Origin of the sequence: Trueperella bialowiezensis (assembly GCF_900637955.1) — a bacterium.
Taxonomy (GTDB): Bacteria; Actinomycetota; Actinomycetes; order Actinomycetales; family Actinomycetaceae; genus Trueperella; species Trueperella bialowiezensis.
On record NZ_LR134476.1, the window covers coordinates 537,357 to 557,832 of the forward strand.

Consider the following 20,476-nt stretch of genomic DNA (forward strand, 5'->3'; position numbering starts at 1 on the left):
AAGAACACGAGGTATTCATGAGCAAGGAGGCTCTGCGATAGGGGTGCTCCTCTTTCAACTGCATGCGACGGGGCGGCACGGGAATGATTCCCGTGCCGCCCCTCTTTTGAGTTAACACCTGCCTGGTGAACGTCTATCTACCGTGTACGCCGGCTTTCATCAGCTCGCGGTTCAGCAGCGAGATGAGCTCGAGCGGAACCTCCTTCGGGCACGCATCGTGGCATGCACCCACGTTCGTGCACCCGCCGAAGCCTTCGGCGTCGTGCTGTGCCAACATGTTGACAACGCGGTCGTAACGCTCGGGCTGCCCCTGCGGCAAAAGCCCGAGGTGCATGACCTTAGCCGAGGTGAACAGCATCGCCGAACCGTTCGGGCACGCGGCCACACACGCGCCACAGCCGATGCACGCTGCCGCCTCGAACGCGCGATCCGCGTTCTCCTTCGGAACTGGCACCGAATGAGCATCCGGGGCCGCGCCCGTGTTCACGGAAATGTAGCCGCCGGCCTGCACAATACGATCAAGCGACGTGCGATCAACCACGAGATCCTTGAGAACCGGGAACGCAGTGGAGCGCCACGGCTCAATCGTGATCGTGTCGCCATCCTTGAACGTGCGCATGTGTAGCTGACACGTGGTGGTCACCTGCGGACCATGCGGGTCGCCATTGATCACGAGGCCGCACTGGCCACAGATGCCCTCACGGCAATCCGAGTCGAACGCCACGGGCTCTTTACCCTCCGCAAACAACTCTTCGTTCAGCTGATCAAGCATCTCCAAGAACGAGGAGTCCTCATCAACATTCGCGAGGGTATGAGTATCGAAGTGGCCGGTGTCCCCCTGGCCGCTCTGCCGCCAAAATTCCAGGTTAATTTTCACTTGTAGCTCCGCTGCTTCATCTCGACGAATTCGTAATTGAGGTCTTCCTTGTGGAGGACGGGCGCTTCGCCGTCGCCGGTGAACTCCCACGCTGCCACGTACGCGAACTTGTCGTCATGGCGTAGGGCTTCGCCTTCCTCCGTCTGGGATTCTGCCCGGAAGTGCCCACCACAGGACTCTTCACGGTGCAGGGCGTCAATACACATGAGCTCTCCCAGCTCGAGGAAGTCGGCTACACGGCCGGCCTTCTCCAGCGACTGGTTAAGCTCGTTAGCCTTGCCGGGCACGCGCACGTTCTTCCAGAAATCAGCGCGCAGCTCTCGGATCATGCCGATCGCCTTCTTTAGCCCGGCCTCGGTACGTTCCATACCGCAGTACTCCCACATGATCGTGCCGAGTTCCTTGTGGTAGGAATCAACGGAACGGTTGCCGTCGTTCGACATGAAGAAGTCCACGCGGTCTTCAATACCCTTGCGGACCTTCGCAACCTCCGGGTGATCCTCGGACAGCTTCTCAAACGGGCCGTCGGCCAGGTAGTCGTTGATCGTGTTCGGAAGCACGAAGTAGCCATCGGCAAGACCCTGCATGAGCGCCGACGCACCCAGGCGGTTTGCTCCGTGATCGGAGAAGTTCGCCTCGCCCGTCACGAACAGTCCCGGGATCGTGGACTGCAGATCGTAATCCACCCACAGGCCGCCCATCGTGTAGTGCACGGCCGGGTAGATACGCATCGGCACCTCGTAAGGGTCCTCGTCCGTGATGCGCTCGTACATGTCAAACAGGTTGCCGTACTTGGCAGACACCGCGTCCTTACCCATGCGTTCAATGGCTTCTGCAAAGTCGAGGTACACGCCTCGGCGCACGTTGCGTGCCACGCCATCCGGGCCAACTTCCGCGATCGCCGGGCCAACCCCACGCCCCTCGTCACACATGTTCTTCGCCTGCCGCGAAGCAATATCACGCGGCACGAGGTTACCGAAAGCCGGGTAGATGCGCTCCAGGTAGTAGTCTCGATCCTCTTCGGGAATATCGCGCGGATCCTTCGTGCAATCCTCGGCTTTCTTCGGAACCCAGATCCGCCCGTCGTTACGCAGAGACTCGGACATGAGCGTCAGCTTCGACTGCGACTCGCCCGTCTGCGGAATACATGTGGGGTGAATCTGCGTGTAGCACGGGTTGCCGAAGTATGCGCCCTTACGGTGAGCCCGCCACACGGCGGTACCGTTGCAGCCCATCGCGTTCGTCGACAGGAAGAACACGTTTCCGTACCCACCGGTAGCTAGCACGACGGCATCGGCCAAGTGAGTTTCGATCTCGCCAGTCTTCATGTCGCGGGCAATGATGCCGCGGGCACGCCCGTCGACGACGATGAGATCCACCATCTCGTGGCGATCGTAGGCTTTCACCGTGCCGGCATTCACCTGCCGCATGAGCGCCTGGTATGCGCCGATGAGTAGCTGCTGGCCCGTCTGGCCACGCGCATAGAACGTACGGGATACCTGCACGCCACCGAATGACCGGTTGTCGAGAAGGCCGCCGTATTCGCGTGCGAACGGTACGCCCTGCGCCACGCACTGGTCGATAATCGCGGCCGAGACTTCCGCGAGCCGGTACACGTTCGATTCGCGAGCGCGGAAATCGCCGCCCTTGATCGTGTCATAGAAGAGCCGGTAGGTGGAATCGTTGTCGTTCTTGTAGTTCTTCGCCGCGTTGATACCGCCCTGAGCGGCAATCGAGTGGGCGCGCCGCGCGGAATCCTGGTAGAAGAACGCCTTGACGTTGTAGCCCATCTCGCCAAGCGAAGCAGCACCAGCGCCGCCTGCCAGGCCAGTGCCCACCATGATGATGTTGAGCTTACGGCGGTTAGCCGGGTTCACGAGCCGGGCTTCAAACTTGCGCTTCTCCCAACGCTGCGCCAACGGACCAGAGGGCGCCTTGGTATCCGCGATCGATTCGCCTTCGCGGTATAGGCCGTTAATCAGTTCAGTCATGTTTAACACTCCCCCTAGGAAATAAATCCGACGAGAATAGCGGTGGGCGGCGCTAGGAAACCAACGAAGATTGCGAGCGCAACCAGATCGGCAATGATCTTGTAGGCACGTTCGCGGCGGGTGCGCGACAGGCCGAGGGTTGCCAGAGCGGACCACACGCCGTGGCGGATGTGGTACGTGATAAGCGCCAGTGCCACAAAGTAGATGACGTAGATGTACCAGTGCTCTGGCGAGAACGACTGCACCATGCGCTCGTACGGTGTGATCTCGCGGAAGTTCTCCCCCACCTCTACGTGCAAGGTGGTGAAGTGCAGGATGTGGAACACGATAAAGAAGAAGATGCCAAGGCCACCCACCCGCATCATCGTGCCGGTGTACTTCTGTGCCGTGGTTACTTTCTTACCCGTGTTGATCTTATAAGCCCGGCCACGTGCAGTATTCGCGCGCCGCCACAGCGTGATCGCAGAGAACACATGCACAATGAGCGACACGCCCAAGACGACGCGCAAGATCCACAACAGCGCTTCGTGAGGGATGAACGGATATCCGAATTCGCGCATCCACCCCGCGTAGCCGTTGTAGGCGTCGGCGCCCACAAACATCTTGAGGTTGCCATACATGTGTACGAGCAAGAACAAAACAAAAATAGTGCCCGTGACGGCCATGGCGATCTTAAGCGCCACGGTGGTGCGACGAGCTCTCACATGATCTTTAGTAGTACCCACGTTTTGAATTTAGCAAAATATTCCGGTTTATACCGCCACTAAAGACCCGTTTTCTGGGACGGCTCCAAAGACCAAAAACAGTGAGTTTTCCTTGACTTTACGCGGAAGTCAGCGAGTATTCACATGGTATTTTGACGGCTTAAGGAGCAAATTTTGTGGCCTGAATTTCGTGAGACTTCAGGCGCGTTATTCACCTAGAGCGTCGAGGTCGAGTTTCATGATGACCGCGTCGTCGCCGTGATAGTAGTTTTTACGCAATCCGACCCGGCGAAAACCCGCTTTTTCGTAAAGATGCTGGGCGACGTCGTCGGCGGCTCTCACTTCTAAAAACACGGCCTGCGCCCGATGCGTTCGGGGTATCTCAAGAAGTCGGGACAGCAAGAACTTACCTAGACCGCGGCCACGGAAGGGCTGCGCTATTCCAATCGTGAGCACTTCGGATTCGGGGCCATGCGTGATCCCGCCCATCCCAACGAGCGTACGCGCCCCTCGAATCGGGCTGGGCTCAGACATTAACGCGAGATAACTGCGGTCGGTTGCCACAAGCTCGTGGCGCCACATGTTACGCGGCCAAGCGTCGATGCCGAAGGTTTTCCGATCGAAAGCGGCAATAGCCCGCCACGATTCAGGCTCCGGCGTGACGAGTTCGAATCCGGGCAGATTCATGCTGTAGCAGCCGGCTGCGGGCTACCCCCGTGGGTGTCCGGGCGGCGCAAATAGAGCGGCTCAGTATCGAGAGTTAGTTCTTCACCGGCCGCAATCCGGGCGAGTCGCGATTCCACGAGGCGGGCCATCACCGCCGGCGAGATCTGCACAACCTCCCGCTCGGCACCCGGTTCCTCGCCAAGTTCGGGATACAGATCGGGGTTCGTCGTTGCGACGACGGCGGGCTGGCGCCCCAAAATCTGTGTAAGATCTGCTGGCTTCATCACCGAATACGGAGCCAGTGGCGTCACGTCGTCGGCACCCATCGGCCGCAGTCTCATCGCATACACCTCACGGCGGCGCGCATCAATCATCGGGACGATCTCCTGCGCTCCCCGATCCGCTGCGGCCAGTCCCACCACCTCTAGAGACGACACGCCATAAACCGGAACGCCCCAAGCCCGGGCAAGCGTGCGCGCAGTGACTAGCCCGGCACGCAAACCGGTGAACGCGCCCGGCCCGGTGCCAACAATCACGGCGTCCGGAGCGTCTATCCCAGTCTTTTCCATGACCTCACGCACGAGCGGAGCCAACTTTTCGGCGTGCTCCCGAGTCGAATCAGATGAGCTCACCGCGAGCTCACGAAACTCTCCCATGTGAACCTGGCACACTCCCACCACGATCGTGGTCGAGGTATCAATCGTCAAATAATGCACTGTCGTCCTTCGTTTTCTTCGTGCGATACACATTCACTTTTGTGGCAGAATCCCGGAATTTTCTCTTAGTGCCGCGATCCTGCGTCACGCCCTCGGAAACCTGGCCACTTGCGTGTTGCTCACCCGCGTCAGCGCCAGGCGCCCGGCCCGCACTCTTCACAGTAGAGCCGGCGTCAGACTCATCTGAGTCATTTTCCGAACGCAACCACACGAGCGATCCAATAAGCAAGGCTGTCGCAATCAAAACTGCCGCGAGCGTCAACGGCAAGTTTCGCGATTCCGATTCTTTGGGACCCACAGGATCTTCATTCGCAGGCTTCACAGAATCAGTATTCGAGATAATGCGCTGGCGCTGAAGAAGAAAATCGCTGGTCGGAACGCCGCCCAACAAAATTTTCGCCGCGGCAGAATCAGCCGGCTCAATCGTATTTGCCCGCAGTAAAAACCATGCGCTCAGCTCCGGATCCCACATGAGCCGTGCTTCTGTTTCGCGGGCGACGGTCGAACCAAGGCGGGCATCTCCGCGCACGATCTCATCGCTCGCTATCCCGTCCGTCACATTCACTGATATTGCGCCGACGACGGTATCCCCATCAGAAATTGGTGCAATCCACCGGGTAGCCGGATCGATCGCTACTTGCCCGCCCGTTTCTTTACCCAGCACAACAGTAGGGGTAGGCGTGCCAATCACAAACCCAGCCACTTGTTCCACGCTGTACTCGGGGAAAGCATCGGCACCATACGACCGTACAGTCGCGGATGCCTTGTCCTTAAACCAAGCGTTAACCTCGGCCGGGATCTCACCCGGCGGGGGCAGAGTCGGCGTGGCGTGGCTCGGCTGCACGGCACCGATCCCCCACCAGACGGTGAGGAACGCGCTTAGCAGTAGTGACAGCAGCCGGGAGATCATGCTTATTCCGCCGTTTCCACAAGGTCGCCAACCGCATCGACAACGCTACGTGCAAGTGCTTCGGCTCTGGGGCCAACAGGATTCAACGTCAGCGTACGCGGCTCGTCTGCTGCTAGGTCTGTGCTCGAATCTGCACCTCCGAGCGGCCGGGCGATGTCAATTTCGAGCCGCGAAGACGCTAAAGATTCCACCTTGCCCGTTCCCCATTCAACAACCGTGAGAGATTCATCGAGCGAGGTATCAAGATCGAGCGCGTCCAGTTCATCCATGGATTCAAGCCTGTAAGCATCCACGTGGACGAGGTCGAAGCGTCCTTGGTGAATCTGTGCAATGACGAATGTTGGCGATGAGACGTGGCCGCTCACGCCAAGGCCGCGTGCGATCCCTTGGGTCATCGTCGTCTTCCCTGCCCCAAGTGGCCCGCTGAGCATGACGAGATCACCCGGCATGGCATGGGTTCCGATGGCCTGACCAACCCGGTGCATTGCTTCAACCGTCGGTGCCACGATCCGCACCATAACCACTGCCTTTCTCGGCTTATCGCCATTCTTCCCACGCCCGGCACCCTGCTCGCCGTATGACGACATGCTGCCAGCGCTGCCTTGCCCTATTCTACGCGTCTAGCGCCCGGGAACATATTCTCCTTCACTCTGCTGCTGAGGACTAGTTGGGGCGTGCTTTTAGCCGCCGACCCTGGGCACCCGCGCGCCGATCCGCGTGACGATCTCGTAGCCGATCGTACCTGCAGCCGCGGCCCAGTCGTCTGCGGTGGGCACGCCGTCGGCATAATCGCCGAAAAGTACGGCCTTCTGACCAGCAGCAAGATCTTCACCTTCGATAATGAATTGATCCATGCAGATTCGCCCACGAATCGGACACCGCGCTGCCCCCACTTGCACACTGGCCCTGTTCGAGGCGTGGCGCGGAATCCCGTCCGCATAGCCAAGCGGCACCACGGCCAACCGTGCACGATCCGGGGTGACGTAAGTATGCCCGTACGAGACGCCGGTTGCGGCGTCAAAATCACGAGCGGTCAGCAGGCTAGCTTCCACGCGCATGACGGCCTGCAACCCGATCTCGTGAGCAGGCTGAACCTGCGGGTTCGGGCTCACGCCGTAGGTGGCGATCCCTAGACGTACCATGTCGTAGTGCGCGGCTGGATGCCACAGCGTTCCGGCTGAGGCCGCAAGGTGGAACAGCGACGGCGTGAGCCCACTTTGTTGCGCTATGCCACGCGCCTGCTCGAACGCGTCGATTTGACGCATAGTCTGGCCGCTATCCGGATCGTCCGCACATGCCAAGTGTGACCACAAGCCGACCACGTCCACCACGCCCTCGGCAGCAAGCCGGGCGATAGTATCGGCGACGTCGGCAAACTCGGCGAGCGAGAGCCCGCCACGGGCCATACCCGTATCAACTTTGATGTGTACGCGAGCCGTGATACCCGTGGCTCGGGCGGCCGCCTCTATCTCCTCTAAAGCCCACCGGCTCCCGATCGACAGATCCACATCCGCCCTGAGCGCTCCTGCAAGGTCAGCGCCCGGAGTGAAAATCCACGTCAAAATCCGGGCATGTGGCAAATGTTGGCGAAGTTGGAGCGCCTCGGTCAATTGGGCGACCCCAAACCAGTTGATGCCCGCCGCGTGAGCCCATCTGGCAATCCACTCAAGACCATGCCCGTAAGCATCTGCTTTCACCACGATCATGGCGTCAGCCGCTGTGAGGCTGCGAAGCACGTTGAGGTTGTTCTCGAGCGCGCTTCGCGAGATCAACGCCCGCGCTGGATAGTCGGTCACGTCAGTATCCTTTCAATCACCGGCGGGATGTGGGCAGCGATGTCGAGCGCCCTGATTGGTCGCCCAGAGCCTGCCGCGAGCGCGGCGGCCTGCCCGTGAATGTGCGTGGCAGCTGCAGCCAGCAGGCTCGCCTGGCCAGGTTCACACGCGTGCTCGGCGTTCATGGCGAGCACGGTTCCGATGAGGCCGGCAAGTACGTCTCCCGCTCCTGCGGTTGCCCGCCACGCGGGCGCACCTCCTTGGGCATACAGCTGACCGCTTGGTGAGGCGATCACGTCTGTTGCGAATTTTGCGACGACGCTCGCTCCCGTGAGCGTGGCCGCGGTGCGTGCAGCCCACGCGGGCCGAGATTCAACCTCCGCCCGATCCGTTTGCAGGCCGCGAGCGCTCAGCAACGCTGTGAGTTCGCCAGCATGCGGGGTGAGGACCGCCCATTCGGGAAGTTTGCGCGTATAGGCCAGCTCGATTGCGCCGGCATCGAGGACGACGGGAATACCGGCGTCAAGTGCAGCCGTGACCTCGTTAGCCACGCCAGTCAGGTCGTCCAACCCGCTTCCGACTACGAGGCTGTGCACCTGCCCAGAACCGGGCACGACCTCCGGATAAGCCTGCACCACGTGCGGGCTGCCACCCCAGTAGCGCACCATGCCGGGCCCAGCCGCGAGCGCTCCGGCCACGCTCAGCACACCCGCACCCGGGTAGGTCTGCGAGCCGGTGATCAGGCCGACCACTCCGCGCGTATATTTGTGATCTGCCAGGCCGGGTACGGGCCACAAATCTGCGACGTCGGCATCCGATAGCTCGCATACTTCGGCTTGGGCTGGCAGATGCGCGTCAAAGCCGAGGTCAACGACGTCGACATCACCGCACACGTACCTCGCAGGAGGCAGGAGGTGTGCGGGCTTGGCACACCCGGTGGCAACAGTGAGCGAGGCGGGAAGCACCGGGCCGGGCAGTTCGCCGTCGTCAACACTCACCCCGGATGGCACGTCGACGGCGATGATGAACGGTTCGTCGGGGCTGGCGCGGCGTCCGGCGTCGAGTACTGAGATCCACGTGGCGAATGGTTCGCGTGCTGCCCCGCGCGCGCCGATGCCGAGCAGGCCGTCGATCCAAATGCCACCGTAGGCCGCCCAATCGCGTAGCTCGGCAAGGGACCTGGCCGACGTCGGCTCAACAAGTTCGATAAGCCGCACGCCTGCCCGCCTAGCCGCGGCGAGCCCGGCGTCGTGAACCGTTCCCGTATACAGCGCGGTCACGTCAAGGCCGCGGTCGGCGAGAAACGCGGATGCGAATAGGGCATCTCCCCCGTTGTTGCCCGGCCCCACGAGGGCGAGCACGGTCGAGCCAGGGATCGTAAAACCGCCAGCCCGCAGGTAGCTGATTGTCCTGTTCGCGATCGCATACGATGCTCTGCGCATGAGCGGCTCGCCGGCCGCCAACAGCGGCGCTTCAGCAGACCGTACCGCCTCAGCCGAAAACGCTCGAATCATTCCACTCCCTTCCCTACTCCCCTACTGTACGCCGAATGGTTCGGCTTTGATCTGCCTATTGAACGTGCGAAAGCGCGGCGATCTTGGCAAGATTTAAGAATGGCCGATGGAAGTTCCGCTTTTGTTACGTTTTCGCACGACGAATGGGCCGAGCTCGCCCAGAACGCGCCGTTGCCGCTCACCCAGGCTGATCTGGACCGACTCTCTTCGCTCGGTGACCCGATCGATTTGCAGGAGGCCGACGCCGTCTACCGGCCACTATCCGCTCTCATGCAAACATATGCGAAACACACCTCTGGCCTGTACCGGGAAACAAGCGCATTCTTCCGCCGTGACGTGGAACGCACGCCGTGGATCGTGGGGATCGCCGGCTCTGTCGCCGTCGGCAAATCAACTGCCGCGCGTCTGCTACGCCAGCTACTTTCCCGCTGGCCGCACACACCCAACGTCGACCTCGTGCCCACCGACGGCTTCCTCTACCCGAACGCCGTCCTCCACGAACGCGGCATCATGGGCCGCAAAGGATTCCCCGAATCCTACGACAGGCGGGCGCTCATCGACTTCCTCCACCGAGTCAAATCCGGCGAAGAGGAAGTCACCGTTCCCGTCTACGACCACGTCTCCTACGACATCGTGCCCGGCGAAAAGATCGTCATCCGCAAACCAGATATTTTGATCGTCGAAGGCCTCAACGTGCTCCAACCGGCACATCCCAAGTCACGATCGCAGCTCACCGTTTCGGACTACTTCGACTTTTCCATCTATCTCGACGCCGCCGAATCCCACCTGGTTGACTGGTACGTCTCCCGTTTCCGCTCACTACGCTCAACAGCGTTTTCTGACGAACGATCCTACTTCCGCTCGTATGCCAACCTGTCCGATGAGGAAGCCACAGCCACGGCGCGGCAAATCTGGTCGTCCATTAACCTGCCCAACTTGCGCGAGAACATTGCCCCCACGCGCTCGCGCGCGAAAGTCATCCTCACGAAAGGCGCCGACCACCTCATCGAACGCATCCAACTGCGCAAAATCTAGTCAGGCTCGCGGCCTTACTTATCAGCCGGCTGACGCACGCGCCGGTTAGAGCGACAGGCGTTCCTTGACAAGCGCAGCCAAATCTTCAGCCACCTCGTCGGTGAGCTCCTGGGTTTTCGCCTCGACCATCACCCGAATCAGTGGCTCTGTACCCGACGCGCGGATCAGCACACGGCCCGCCTCACCCAGTTTCGCTTCCGCCTTGTCCACAGCATCAGAAATCTCATCGACACGCGTCTTGTCGACGTCGGCCACATTGATCAGGCGCTGCGGGAGTTCCTCCACGAATGACACCGCCTGCGCGAGCTTTTCTTGCCGGCGAGCAACCTCAGAAGCAATGAGAATTGCGGTCAGCGTGCCATCGCCCGTCGTCGAATGATCAAGATTAATGACGTGCCCGGACTGCTCGCCACCAAGCACATAGTTACCGGCGAGCATCTCCTCCAACACATACCTGTCACCCACGCCGGTAATCTTGTAGTTGATGTCCTTTTCCTGCAACGCGAGCCGCAAACCCAGATTCGACATGACGGTGATAACGAGCGTGTTATTGCGCAACTCCCCGCGCTCTTTCATCGCGAGTGCCAACAGACCCATAATCTGATCGCCGTTGACGAGGTTCCCATAATGGTCAACGGCTAGGCACCGATCGGCGTCGCCATCAAACGCAAATCCCATATCGGCGTCAGCAGCCTTCACCATTGCTTGCAAACGATGCGTGTGCGTTGAGCCGGAGTTGAGGTTAATGTTGCGGCCGTCTGGGCTCGCATTAATCACGACGACGTCAGCGCCCAACTCTTGGAACACCTTCGGCGCGACCCGAGAAGCAGCACCATTCGCGCAATCAAGCACGATACTCAGCCCCTCCAGCGGCTGGCCACAGCGCACGAGATGATCCATGTACACCCGGTCAGAGACCTCTGACGATTCAGAAATGTGGCCGACGTCCGCGCCAACCGGGCGTTCCCACGAATTAGACATGTTCGCTTCAATACGGTCTTCAATCGCGTCGTCGAGCTTAAAGCCTTCCGCGTTAATGAACTTAATGCCGTTATCCGGCATCGCGTTGTGCGAAGCGGAGATCATGACGCCAAGATCGTAACCACGCTCGGACGTCAGGTAAGCAATTCCGGGTGTGGGGATTTCACGCACGTGCTCCACATCCACACCTGCCGATGCAAGCCCGGAGCCCACCGCGTGCGAGAGCATCGCCGACGACTGGCGAGTATCACGCCCAATAATCGCCTTCGGCCGCCCCGTCGCATCCTCCGCAAGGACCCGCGCGGCAGCCTGACCGAGCAGGAGGGAAAACTCCGGAGTGATTTCACGATTCGCAAGCCCGCGAACGCCGTCGGTTCCAAATAACCGTGCCATATAGTTCTCCTTCGCATCCACGCACGTTCGCGCGGCGATAACTAGACGCGAAAATTATCGCACGTTTAGCCCACATCTTTGGCAGGCGCCCCGAAGTTCACGTCAGGTGCGCATGCCGGGAAAGCCGGCCGGTGGGGAAAGCAAAGGGCGGCTCCGCCGTGCGGAGCCGCCCTTGTTCGCTGATTCTTTAGCGCTTGGAGTACTGCGAAGCCTTACGAGCCTTCTTCAGTCCTGCCTTCTTACGCTCAACTGCGCGGGCGTCGCGTGTGAGGAAGCCAGCCTTCTTCAGGGCCGGGCGGTTCGCCTCGCGGTCGATCTCGTTGAGTGCACGCGAAATGCCGAGGCGCAGCGCGCCGGCCTGGCCGGACGTGCCGCCACCATGGATGCGGGCAACAACATCGAAGCGCCCCTTGAGGTCAAGAAGCGTGAACGGATCGTTGACGAGCTGCTGGTGCAGCTTGTTCGGGAAGTAGTCTTCCAGCGTACGGCCGTTGATCTTCCACTGGCCGGTGCCAGGGAGGAGGCGGACGCGGGCGACCGCTTCCTTACGGCGGCCAAGGCCAGCACCCGGCGCGGTGAGCGAAGCGCCCTGGCCGGTCTGTTCCTCGGCAGTCTCAGTTGTGTACGAGCTCAGATCTTCGAGCTCTTCAGTTTCGACGGTGGTCTCAGCCACGGTTCTCCTTACAAATAAAAGTTCTGGCCAGAATTACTTGACTGGCGGCTTGAGTTCAAAAACTTCTGGCTGCTGAGCACTATGTGGGTGCTCGCTGCCACGGTAGATCTTGAGCTTCTTCAGCTGCGTACGGCCCAGCGTGTTCTTCGGAAGCATGCCCGCGATCGCCTTGTAAACGGCGCGTTCGGGGTTCTCTTCGAGGAGTTCAGCGTAGGACGTGGCCTTGAGTCCACCCGGGTAACCGGAGTGGCGGTAGGCCATCTTCTGCTCGTGCTTCATGCCGGTCAGGGCGACCTTTTCAGCGTTGATAATAATGACGTGGTCACCGCAGTCAACATTCGGCGTGAAGGTCGGCTTATGCTTCCCACGGAGCAGAGGGGCAACCTGAGCTGCCAAGCGGCCAAGAACGACGTCGGTGGCGTCGATGACGTACCACTTCGACTCGATGTCTCCAGCCTTCGGTGTAAAAGTGCGCACTTGCGTAGCCTTTTCTTCTATGTCTGGCTAGCGGGATGGCTTAACCGCTATATGCCAATGGTCAAATCTTGTTCGCCGCGCCCTGTGGAGTGGGAATTGCATCAGGGCACAACGGTTGTCAATTCTAATCGGCTCTCGGTAACGAGGTCAAAGGTCAATTGCTCTGTGTGGCAAGATTAACCCACGCATGCCCCTCAGCGCGTTCATATCGCGAAAATTTTAAGTCCATATCCCGAAATCTCTCGTGTGTACCGACTTCTTAGTTTATTGTCTAAGGACATCGTAAGGAGGCTCACATGTCACAGCAATCTAAGACAGCGCCACGCAAAGGTCTTCTCAACAGGTTCTTAAACTTCGTTGAATGGTCCGGCAATAAGCTCCCGGATCCCATTGTTATTTTCTTCCTCTTGTGCGTGGGTGTTCTCGGCCTATCCGCCGTCGCCGGGCTCGCCAACTGGAGTGCGGTCCACCCTGGAACTGGCGAAATAATCACGGCCGTCAATCTTCTATCAACTGACGGCATGCGCCTCGTGATCGGCGAATCCACAAAGAATTTCGGTGCGTTTCCGCCGCTTGGCATGGTGCTTATCGTCATGCTTGGCATCGGCGTGGCTGAACGTTCAGGGTGGTTTGAAGTCGCGTTGCAGAATGCGGCCACGTCCGCACCGAAGGTATTGATCATCCCGTCGATCGCGTTCATCGGCTTGCTCGGCAACATTGCTGGCGACGCCGCTCCCATCGTTTTGCCGCCGCTTGCCGCAATGATTTTCCTCAAGATGGGCTGGCACCCAGTGGCCGGTATCGCGCTCGGTTACGCGTCCGCCACCGGCGGCTTCGCAGCCAACCTGATGATCGGCATGTCCGACGCCCTCGTCCAAGGTTTCACACAGCCGGCCGCCGAAATGATCGACCCGACCATCACCACGAACGTGGCCATGAACTGGTACTTCATCGCAGCCTCCGTATTCGTACTACTGCCCGTGTTCTGGTTCGTCACCTCGAAAATCACGATCCCACGGCTTGGCGTCTACAACCCAGCCGACGGCGACGACGTCGGGTCCAGCTCCGTTGAGATCAATGCCGCGCAACGGTCTGGAAACCGGTGGGCCTTCGTGTCCATCGCGGTCATGGCCGTGATCCTCGTTGCCCTATGCATCCCGGAAAACTCGTTCATGCGCAATGCCGAAACCGGCTCGCTGACCACGAATTCGCCACTCATGAACGGTATCGCACTGCTGCTTGCCATCTTCTTCTTCGTCCCCGGCCTCATCTACGGCATCAAGGCAGGCACGATTAAGAAGTCTTCGGACGCCACCCGAATGATGACTGAATCCATGGCGCAGATGGCATCGTTCATCGTCATCGTGTTCTTCGCCTCGCAGATGCTCGCCTACATCACGGCCTCTAACATGGGCGCGATCTTGGCCGTTCACGGAGCCAACCTGCTCAAGGGCCAGCACGGGATTGTGCTCATCCTCGGGATTATCATCATCTCGTCTTTTATCAACATTTTCATCGGTTCGGCCTCGGCAAAGTGGGCAATCCTCGCGCCGATCTTCGTGCCGATGATGATGCTACTCGACTACCATCCGGCCTTCACGCAGATGATCTACCGGATCGGCGACGGCATCACGAACCCGATCACGCCGATGTTCCCCTACTTCGCACTGGTGCTGGCCGTCGCACAGCGCTACGTGAAGAAGATTGGCATGGGCACGTTCATCGCAACGCTACTGCCCTACTCGATCGCAGTGGGCGTGGTGTGGACTGCCATGATGATCGTGTGGTACCTGCTCGGCCTGCCACTGGGCCCGGGCGGACCGATCTATCTGTAGTAATGCCGCAAAGACTCCGGCCACGGGGGCTGCCAAGCGGCGGTATCATCGGAAGAAGAAAGGTGGACTCATGAGTGAAACAGCAAAATATGTACCCGACATGATTGCGTGGCGCAGGCATCTGCACATGTATCCGGAAGCTTCTTTTGAGGAGCACGAGACCGTCGCCTATTTGCGTGACGTGCTCACGAAGCGTGCCCCGAGCGCGAAGCTGTCGAACCCTACACCCACCTCTCTGCTCGCTACCTTTGATACCGGCAAGCCGGGCCCGACGATCGGGATCCGCTCGGACATTGACGGGCTCGTCATGCAAGAAGACCGCCCCGATCTTGAGTTCGCATCGCGCAACGAGAATCGGATGCACGGCTGCGGGCATGACGGGCACATGGCCGTTGTGCTGTCTGCTATGGCCTGGGTGGAAGACAACCTGGCCGATCTTAACGGCCAGGTCGTCGGCATCTTCCAGCACGCTGAAGAAACCCCGCCAGGCGGCGCTAAGGAAATGGTGGCAACCGGCCTGTTCAATGATTTCGACTTCATTTTCGGGTTCCACCTGTGGTCGACCATGCCCACCGGCCTGATCGACATCAAGGAAGGCCCGGCGTCAGCCAATTCCGATCTGTGGCAGATGACGTTCACCGGCAAGGGCGCACACGCGTCCACGCCGGAGGATTCGATCTCGCCGGTTATTGCCGCCGCCAACATGACCAGTCAGCTCATGAGCATCGCCGCGGTACGCGTGAACGGACTGCAGCCCGCCGTCGTCACCACCACCTACATGGAAGCCGGGAGTGCTAACGCGCTCAACGTCATCCCACCGACCGCAAAAATCGGTGGCGTGGTACGCACACACTCCGACGACGTGCAGGCGAAGGTCCGCGACGTGATGGGCGACCTGATTGCCGGCGCGGAGCGAGCCAACCCTGGCATGGAGATCGAGCTCGACTACCTTGTGGGATACCCGATGGTATGGAACGATCCTGCACGCACCGCGATCGTCCACGAGCTTGCCGAGGAGCGTTTCCCAGGCAAGATCGTCACCGAGCCGGCCATGCTTGGCGGTGAAGACTTCGCCGAGTTCTCCCGCGTGGCCCCGTCTACTTACGTGTTCGTGGGGGCGGGCAACCCGGATAAGGGGTTCGATGCGGGCCATCACAACCCGCGTTTCGGGATTGACGAGGACTCGCTAGAAATTGCATTGCAATTGACCATTGACGTGCTGAAGAATCGCGAGCGCCTCGCCTCCGGCTAGGCGCCCGCACGCTAAGCAAAAAGCCGGGGTGGGAAGTGTGTACTTCCCGCCCCGGCAGTTCTTTGTTGGCCGCCTCTTAGATGACTGCTTGCTCGGCCTGGTCGATCACGGCGTAAGGATCGCGCATCTGCGGGTTGTACAGTGCACGTTCATAGCCGTCTTCGTAGAACAGCGGGCTGCCGACGAGGATGTCGGCGGTTGCGCGGTTCATCGCGACCGGGATGTTGTATTGGGTAGCAAGGCGTAGCAACGCCTTGACGTCAGGATCGTGCGGCTGTGCCGCTTCGGGATCCCAGAAGAAGAACAGCGCGTCTAGGCGGTCTTCTACGATTCGTGCGCCGATCTGGGCGTCGCCACCCTTCGGGCCGGATTTCAAGATTTCAACGTCGAGGCCTGTCTCGTTGCGAATCAGCGTCGCCGTCGTTCCCGTACCGCACAAAATGTGCTCCTTGAGCACGGGGAAATTGTACTGCGTCCATTCCAGCAGTTCCTGCTTCTTACCATCGTGGGCAACAAGCGCGATTCTCATATGACACCTCTTTCCTTTTCTTGTGTCAGCCTTACGGCCGAGCCAGGCGGATGCCCGGCAGGGTTCGCGGGCTGTGCCGCGGGCAAGACGAAACCCCTCGGCTTTGTGCCGAGGGGCTTCCTTGCGCAGACCACACTACCGCCGGTGGCGCGCAGACGTAAGTTCTGATCCGGTGATTCTCGCCACCACCGGCCCAGCCGCGCTGGCTCCCACCCTGTGCCCGGCCCCTTGCCGAGCTTCAGATTGAGATTTTCGCCTGTCTTGCACATAGTTGCAGCGAAACGCAAAATCTCAATTTGAATCTCGCTCAACCCCTGTTACCTCGGTATCGGCGAGCCGCGCGGGCCTGTTGTGCGTAGTTTGCCGGATCCGGATAGCCAACTTCCTCCAAGGTGAGCGGGTGAGCCGGTGCCACAATCACTTCTCCAGTGCGAGCAGCCTCCGCAAGCCTGTGTGCTGGCCAGTCTTCGCTACGGGCTCCCCTGCCGACCTCGATCAGAGTGCCCATGAGCGTACGCACCTGCGAGTGGCAGAACGCATCACCCTTCGCATAACCGACAATCAACCCGCCACCGCCAGTCTCACAACTAGCCCCACCGGCTGCGCTCCCAGCGCTTTCTCGGCGAAAGCCGAGGTCTAACAGCGTCCGCACGGTGGACGCTCCTTCGCGTGGCTTACAAAAGGACAAAAAGTCATGTTCACCTAGTAGTGGCTGGGCTGCCCGGTTCATTGCGTCGACATCGAGCTCGCTCTCCAGCCACAGCACGTCTGAGCGGCGGGGATCCCAGTTCGCCACGCCGTCGGCGATCCGGTAGGAATAGCTGCGCCACAGCGCGGAAAAGCGGGCGTCAAAATCGCTACTTACCTCTATTGCACGTTTGACGACGACGTCCGTATACCCGGGCGGCCCATCCGCGCCCCGGGCGGTGATCGCGTTGAGTTTGCGCACGAGCGACTCCCCCGGCTCCCGGTCGGAACGCCCGGGAAGCCTAGCCCATGCGCTTTCGGCCACGTCGAAGTGTGCGGTCTGCCCGGCGGCATGCACGCCCGCGTCGGTACGCCCGGCCACGGTGAGAACAATTGGCTCCTGCAACACCATCGAGAGAGCTTCTTCGAGCACGCCTTGCACGGTGCGCAGGCCGGGTTGGGCGGCCCAGCCGTGAAAGCCCGCGCCGTCGTAACTGAGGTCAATCCGAATTCGCATGTTCCCAGCCTACGGCGCGCCCGGAGATTATCCCAGATCGGCGTTTTTGCGCTACCGTCTAACGTATGGAACAAGAAGGGACACTGGTGACGCTGTCCGTTGATTGCGGCGGGGGCGGCATTAAGTCGACCCTGTTGGATGCGGGCGGCTTCCAGATCAGTGGCGTGGTGCGCACGCCTGTTCCATACCCGTTCTCACCAGCTGATTTGCTGCACGTGGTGGAAGATCAGCTCGCACAAATTGGGGAAGGAACCCCGGCTCACATTGACCGGATTACTCTGGGAATGCCCGGGATGATTCGCCGCGGAGTGGTCGTCTATACCCCGCATTACATTCGCCGAGCCGGGCCGCACACACGGATTTTGCCGAATCTCGAGCATGCCTGGACTGGTCAGGATATGCAGGCCGCTCTCGAAGCACGCTTCGGCGTCCCAGCGCTTGTTCTCAACGACGCCGAAGTTGCCGCAGCAGGTATTGTGTCCGGGCGCGGACTGGAACTCGTGCTCACGTTGGGCACCGGGCTTGGTTCTGCTTTTCTTGACGACGGCGTGCTCGCACCTCACTTAGAGATTTCACACGCTCCGATGCGGTGGGGTCTCGTTTACGACGACGTCGTGGGCGAACATGAACGGATCCGGCTTGGTGATTCGGCGTGGTCGCGTCGCGTGCTTAAGGCGGTGGAGTCGCTGTGGCCGGTGTTCCGCTGGGATGCCCTCTACATTGGCGGTGGTAATGCCTGCCGTATTTCAGATTCGGTGCGTGCGCGTATGCCAGAAGTTAATTTTGTGCCGAACATGGCGGGCATGCAGGGCGGGGTGCGCGCTTGGTCGATGGTCAGCCGTGAGGATCGCGCACTTTAAAATTATCGCGCTTCGCGTAGGCGTTGTGGCTCCGTTAGACATCTCACGCGAACCACCTTGAATAGTTATACGCGCCTGCGCATATACTTGGGGTTAGTTTCGCGCCGTTGGCGCCTGCACACTTTGGAGGAAAAATGAAGCGCATCGCAGCGGCCATCACGGCCGCAACACTCGCACTAGCACTGGCCGCCTGTTCTGACAGCGATTCCGGTTCTGGCAACACGGGATCCGAGGCACCTCAGGAAGGCTACCTCGCCACCGATCTTTCCGGCGTGAAGAAGGTCGACGAGATCGCGGCCATGGTCCCCGAATCGGTAGCTGCCGATGGCAAGCTCACAGTGGGCACGAATATTTTCTTTGCCCCCGCCGAATTCTATGCCCCTGACGGCGTGACTCCGCAGGGCTACGACATCGACATGGGCAAGGCAATCGCCCAGGTGCTCGGTCTTGAATACGAGGTTCAGCAGGCCGAGTTCGCCTCGATCATTCCGGGTATCGGCACCCGCTACGAGATCGGTATCGCGAACTTTACGATCAATGCCGAACGTCAAGAGACTGTCAACATGCTCCAGTATTTCGAGGCCGGATCCGCATGGGCAGTCCCCCAAGGGAACCCGAAGGGCTTCGACCCTGCTGACGTGTGCGGCAAGGTCATCGGAGTCCAGTCCGGCACCTACCAAGACGAGGTGCTTGCCGAGATGAACACGACGACGTGCGCGAGCAACCCGATCCAGGTTCAGCAACTGTCCGAACAGTCGGCTGTGACGATGCGCGTGGCCTCAGGTCAGATCGATGCCATGTACACCGATTCGCCCGTCGCCGATTACGCCGCATCCATCACGGATGGCAAGGTGGAACGTGTTGGCGAAGTGGAAGACTCGGCGGGCTTCGGCGTCGTCGTCGCTAAAGACGATGCTGAACTGACTGCCGCTATCGAAGCCGCAATGAACCACCTGATGGAAGAAGGCCACATGGCTGACATCTTCGCAACCTGGGGTATCACCGAGGGCGTGTCGACGAAGGTGGCTGTCAACCCGGCAAGCTAACCGGAGCCTGCCCACCAAAGGAGAATTCATGCACCGCAAGAAAGGCGAGTCGATCGAGCTTATCGACGCCGTACCCGTTCGCCACTGGGGCCGCTACATTTCGGCGCTCATCGCCGCAATCGTGGCCGTCATGATCGCCAACGCGCTGATCACCAACCCTAACTGGCATTGGGACGTCGTGTGGGAGAACCTGTTCCGCCCCGAAGTCATGCGGGCCGTGGGCTGGACCCTCGCCCTGACGGTCGGAGCCATGGTGCTCGGCATCATCATGGCGGTGACGATGGCGATCATGCGCCGCTCCACCAATCCCGTTCTACGTGGGGTGGCGATGGCCTACATCTGGTTCTTCCGCGGCACGCCAATCTACACGCAGCTGATCTTCTGGGGTTTGATCGGAACCCTGTACACGACGATCACCGTGGGCATTCCGTGGACGAGCGTCGAGTTCTTCACGATCGACCCGAACCGGCTCGTACCCGGTGATCTGCAGCGCACCATGTTCATCTACGCTGTGCTTGGCCTCGGGCTGAACGAGGGCGCCTACCTGTCGGAGATCGTGCGCTCCGGGCTCAACTCGGTCGACGCCGGCCAAGAAGAGGCCGCACGAGCGCTCGGCATGTCGCGTTCTCAGGTGTTGCGCCGGATCATTTTCCCGCAGGCGATGCGCGTGATCATTCCGCCTACGGGCAACGAGACGATTTCGATGCTGAAGACGACGTCGCTCGTCTCGGCCGTCCCTTTCACTCTCGACCTCACGTACGTTACGAACGCCATGGGCTTCGCCGCGCTGCGGCCTATCCCCTGGCTACTGATCGCCGTGATCTGGTACCTCGTGATCACATCTGTGCTCATGGTTGGCCAGCATTTCATCGAACAGTACTACGGTAAGGGCGTGAAAGACGCGAACGTTGACACCCTGTCCCGGCGAGGCAAGGCGCGGCTGCGCAAGTCGCGCCAGGCTGCGATCAACTCGGCAGGTACTACCTCCGACGACCCGTTCATCGAGTACACCCCGTAAGGAAGGGCGAAGCAATGCAG

20 protein-coding genes are annotated in these 20,476 nt (G+C 60.3%); 6 read left to right on the forward strand and 14 right to left on the reverse strand.

Annotated elements, in window-relative coordinates; translation table 11 throughout:
* Positions 1-133: 133 nt before the first annotated feature.
* From EL234_RS02445 to EL234_RS02485, 9 genes are all read right to left on the reverse strand, one after another.
* Positions 134-877 (reverse strand): succinate dehydrogenase/fumarate reductase iron-sulfur subunit, encoded by a 744-nt coding sequence (locus EL234_RS02445; RefSeq protein WP_126415975.1) that lies wholly within the window; start codon positions 875-877, stop codon positions 134-136.
* Entirely contained in the window at positions 874-2,868 is a 1,995-nt protein-coding gene (locus EL234_RS02450; protein ID WP_126415976.1) for a fumarate reductase/succinate dehydrogenase flavoprotein subunit, read from the reverse strand. Before EL234_RS02450 ends, EL234_RS02445 begins: the two co-directional genes overlap by 4 nt.
* Before the next feature lie 14 nt (positions 2,869-2,882).
* Positions 2,883-3,593 carry a succinate dehydrogenase cytochrome b subunit gene (locus tag EL234_RS02455; RefSeq protein WP_206750439.1) on the reverse strand — a complete coding sequence of 237 codons (711 nt, stop codon included), beginning with the start codon at positions 3,591-3,593 and terminating at the stop codon, positions 2,883-2,885.
* A 186-nt stretch (positions 3,594-3,779) separates the two neighbouring features.
* On the reverse strand, positions 3,780-4,259 hold the full coding sequence (locus tag EL234_RS02460) for a GNAT family N-acetyltransferase (protein WP_126415978.1): 480 nt from the start codon (positions 4,257-4,259) through the stop codon (positions 3,780-3,782).
* On the reverse strand, positions 4,256-4,954 hold the full coding sequence (tsaB, locus tag EL234_RS02465) for a tRNA (adenosine(37)-N6)-threonylcarbamoyltransferase complex dimerization subunit type 1 TsaB (protein WP_164712301.1): 699 nt from the start codon (positions 4,952-4,954) through the stop codon (positions 4,256-4,258). Before tsaB ends, EL234_RS02460 begins: the two co-directional genes overlap by 4 nt.
* Positions 4,935-5,864 carry a hypothetical protein gene (locus EL234_RS02470; protein WP_126415980.1) on the reverse strand — a complete coding sequence of 310 codons (930 nt, stop codon included), beginning with the start codon at positions 5,862-5,864 and terminating at the stop codon, positions 4,935-4,937. The genes tsaB and EL234_RS02470 overlap by 20 nt, the downstream gene beginning before the upstream one ends.
* 2 nt (positions 5,865-5,866) lie before the next feature.
* Complete coding sequence (gene tsaE, locus EL234_RS02475) at positions 5,867-6,451, reverse strand: tRNA (adenosine(37)-N6)-threonylcarbamoyltransferase complex ATPase subunit type 1 TsaE (RefSeq protein WP_322787200.1); 585 nt, start codon at positions 6,449-6,451, stop codon at positions 5,867-5,869.
* 93 nt (positions 6,452-6,544) lie between these two features.
* Positions 6,545-7,660, reverse strand: coding sequence for an alanine racemase (alr, locus tag EL234_RS02480; protein WP_126415981.1), 1,116 nt, complete (start codon positions 7,658-7,660; stop codon positions 6,545-6,547).
* Positions 7,657-9,153 (reverse strand): bifunctional ADP-dependent NAD(P)H-hydrate dehydratase/NAD(P)H-hydrate epimerase, encoded by a 1,497-nt coding sequence (locus tag EL234_RS02485; RefSeq protein WP_126415982.1) that lies wholly within the window; start codon positions 9,151-9,153, stop codon positions 7,657-7,659. The genes alr and EL234_RS02485 overlap by 4 nt, the downstream gene beginning before the upstream one ends.
* Positions 9,154-9,252: 99 nt before the next feature.
* On the opposite strand from EL234_RS02485, the gene coaA reads away from it, so the two are divergent.
* Positions 9,253-10,188 carry a type I pantothenate kinase gene (gene coaA, locus EL234_RS02490; RefSeq protein ID WP_126415983.1) on the forward strand — a complete coding sequence of 312 codons (936 nt, stop codon included), beginning with the start codon at positions 9,253-9,255 and terminating at the stop codon, positions 10,186-10,188.
* A gap of 45 nt (positions 10,189-10,233) precedes the next feature.
* On the opposite strand, the gene glmM is transcribed toward coaA, so the two are convergent.
* The 3 genes from glmM to rplM all read right to left on the reverse strand — a co-directional run bounded on the left by glmM (position 10,234) and on the right by rplM (position 12,712).
* The gene (gene glmM, locus EL234_RS02495; RefSeq protein WP_126415984.1) at positions 10,234-11,562 is read right to left on the reverse strand and encodes a phosphoglucosamine mutase; all 1,329 of its coding nucleotides are present in this window, start codon (positions 11,560-11,562) and stop codon (positions 10,234-10,236) included.
* 187 nt (positions 11,563-11,749) lie between these two features.
* Positions 11,750-12,235, reverse strand: coding sequence for a 30S ribosomal protein S9 (gene rpsI / locus EL234_RS02500; RefSeq protein ID WP_126415985.1), 486 nt, complete (start codon positions 12,233-12,235; stop codon positions 11,750-11,752).
* A 33-nt stretch (positions 12,236-12,268) separates the two neighbouring features.
* Positions 12,269-12,712 carry a 50S ribosomal protein L13 gene (rplM, locus tag EL234_RS02505; RefSeq protein ID WP_126415986.1) on the reverse strand — a complete coding sequence of 148 codons (444 nt, stop codon included), beginning with the start codon at positions 12,710-12,712 and terminating at the stop codon, positions 12,269-12,271.
* A gap of 296 nt (positions 12,713-13,008) precedes the next feature.
* On the opposite strand from rplM, the gene EL234_RS02510 reads away from it, so the two are divergent.
* The gene (locus tag EL234_RS02510) at positions 13,009-14,547 is read left to right on the forward strand and encodes an AbgT family transporter (RefSeq protein ID WP_126415987.1); all 1,539 of its coding nucleotides are present in this window, start codon (positions 13,009-13,011) and stop codon (positions 14,545-14,547) included.
* 70 nt (positions 14,548-14,617) lie between these two features.
* The gene (locus EL234_RS02515) at positions 14,618-15,799 is read left to right on the forward strand and encodes a M20 metallopeptidase family protein (RefSeq protein ID WP_126415988.1); all 1,182 of its coding nucleotides are present in this window, start codon (positions 14,618-14,620) and stop codon (positions 15,797-15,799) included.
* 76 nt (positions 15,800-15,875) lie between these two features.
* Here EL234_RS02515 and EL234_RS02520 read toward each other — a convergent pair whose 3' ends face one another.
* A complete protein-coding gene (locus EL234_RS02520; protein ID WP_126415989.1) occupies positions 15,876-16,328 on the reverse strand; it encodes a methylglyoxal synthase in 453 nt (150 codons plus the stop codon).
* A gap of 307 nt (positions 16,329-16,635) precedes the next feature.
* Positions 16,636-17,532, reverse strand: coding sequence for a tRNA pseudouridine(38-40) synthase TruA (gene truA / locus EL234_RS02525; RefSeq protein ID WP_126415990.1), 897 nt, complete (start codon positions 17,530-17,532; stop codon positions 16,636-16,638).
* Between the two features lie 65 nt (positions 17,533-17,597).
* Between truA and EL234_RS02530 the strand changes: the two genes are divergently transcribed.
* The 3 genes from EL234_RS02530 (at position 17,598) to EL234_RS02540 (ending at position 20,456) form a co-directional block, all read left to right on the forward strand.
* A complete protein-coding gene (locus EL234_RS02530; protein WP_126415991.1) occupies positions 17,598-18,392 on the forward strand; it encodes an ROK family protein in 795 nt (264 codons plus the stop codon).
* Between the two features lie 134 nt (positions 18,393-18,526).
* Positions 18,527-19,438 (forward strand): ABC transporter substrate-binding protein, encoded by a 912-nt coding sequence (locus EL234_RS02535; protein ID WP_126415992.1) that lies wholly within the window; start codon positions 18,527-18,529, stop codon positions 19,436-19,438.
* A gap of 28 nt (positions 19,439-19,466) precedes the next feature.
* Positions 19,467-20,456: an amino acid ABC transporter permease gene (locus tag EL234_RS02540; protein WP_126415993.1), complete on the forward strand. Its 990-nt coding sequence runs from the start codon at positions 19,467-19,469 to the stop codon at positions 20,454-20,456.
* Positions 20,457-20,476 lie beyond the last annotated feature (20 nt).